The organism is Fulvivirga aurantia, assembly GCF_009711475.1.
GTDB lineage: Bacteria > Bacteroidota > Bacteroidia > Cytophagales > Cyclobacteriaceae > Fulvivirga > Fulvivirga aurantia.
In genome coordinates this window covers 1-1,730 of the sequence record NZ_SMMD01000317.1, presented here as the reverse complement: position 1 = coordinate 1,730, position 1,730 = coordinate 1, and the positions used below count along the sequence as shown (strand labels likewise).

General features: G+C 41.0%; 1 protein-coding gene and 1 pseudogene. One reads left to right on the top strand and one right to left on the bottom strand.

Going from position 1 to position 1,730, the window contains the following annotated elements:
* Positions 1-417, top strand: a pseudogene (locus E1176_RS20325) (hypothetical protein); the annotation flags it as partial.
* Here E1176_RS20325 and E1176_RS01440 read toward each other — a convergent pair.
* A partial coding sequence (locus E1176_RS01440) for a M28 family peptidase (protein WP_155208800.1) occupies positions 418-1,730 on the bottom strand: 1,313 nt, incomplete at its 5' end. It lies immediately after the preceding pseudogene.

Below are 1,730 nucleotides of genomic sequence, written 5' to 3'. Positions count from 1 at the left end.
ATTGCTATATTAAGTCTGGCTGGTATTGTGATTATGCTTGTTCGTCACGGCAAAAAAAGACAACACGCTCTGATTGCCATGAATAACCTAAACCTGGAGCTTGAAGAAAAAAGTGAAGAGTTGAAAGCTGCCAACGAAGAAATTAAGCAAATTAATGATACCCTCGAAGAAAAAATAAAGCATAGAACCAGTGAGATTGAGTTACAGAAAAACAAAATCTTAGACTATATGACATACAACTCTCATCAGGTAAGAGGCCCATTAGCACGTATTCTTGGCCTTATTCACCTTTTTAAGACTGATAGTCCTACACTAAGTGACATTAATAGGGTAATCGACAACCTAAAACAAGAGTCAGAATCGCTGGACATTATGGTAAAACAAATGAACCGCAGGCTTGAAGAAGAGAGAAACTAGTTACTCCCTGCGGTATACACCCGAAGGAAATACAATTACACTCTCATTGCCATCTTTGCCCACTGCAGCTACACCAAATAGGTAATTATCAATTACAACATTTTCTAACAGGTATTCACTTACCTTACCTACAAATCTTGAATGCTCCCATTGTGGTGCTGTAGTGGCTCTCCAATATATTTTATAGCCAACCAGGTTGTCATCGTCAGTACTTTGCCAACGTAAAGAGGTAGATGGTTCCACCACTCCGGCAATCTCTACGTTTGTTGGTGATGGAGGCGCCCAGGCCAATCCTGCCAGTGATATAGCGTTTACGGCTGTTAGCTTTGCTGCATAATCGAAGTTCACGCCCTCTATCACGTCACCATATTTTATCCCATTTTCTTCTCTTAAGTCCTGATGCTGTCTGGTGTAGTTTTCATTAGTCTCCATTATTCTTACCCCGGCAAACCCCTGATCGTTGAAAGGTCTGTGGTGACCACCCCTTCCGAACCTGTCTAATCTATAAATCATCATGGGCTTCATCTCAGGCATATAAGTAGTCGTCATGCTATGTATATACCTGGCCAATTGTCTTGATATACCGTCTACCTCACCTCCATAAAATCTTCGCATTCGTCTCTCTCGCTCGGTTTCTGTTACAGGAGTTGGTTCAGAAAAAATTCGAAAGCTTCTATTGTCAACTACTTTATTTACTCCTTCTATATTGCCAATCATATCATTGTTGAGAACGCCTATGATCTCCCAATCCTTTTCTTTAGCATATTCTGCCATGTGCTTGCCCCCAAACAGGCCTTGCTCTTCACCAGATAGACCTACATAAATTATACTGGAAGCAAACTCGTATTGTGATAAAACTCTTGCTGCTTCGAGGGCACCTGCCATACCAGTAGCATTGTCATTTGCACCAGGCGAATCGTCAGTGGCATTTAAAGGATCACTTACTCGGCTATCAATATCTCCTGACATGATCACGTATCTGTTAGGATATTTCGTGCCTCTCTGTATCGCTAAAACATTTACAATTTCAACATCTTCTCTTATACGAGTTTCAGGATCTCCCTTTACCAGATTACGCATGTATTGCACCTCAAGACATCCATCACATTCTTTAGAAATTTTTTCAAATTCTGATTTTATCCATCTTCTGGCAGCACCGATACCGCGAGTATCAGAGGTGGTATCAGAAAGCGTATGCCTCGTGCCAAATGAAACCAGCTTTTCTATGTCATTTTCCAGCCGATCTGCTGATACAGATTCGATAATTTTATAATGACGCTCATCGGTCGATTGAGCAAATAAGTATTGAGCTG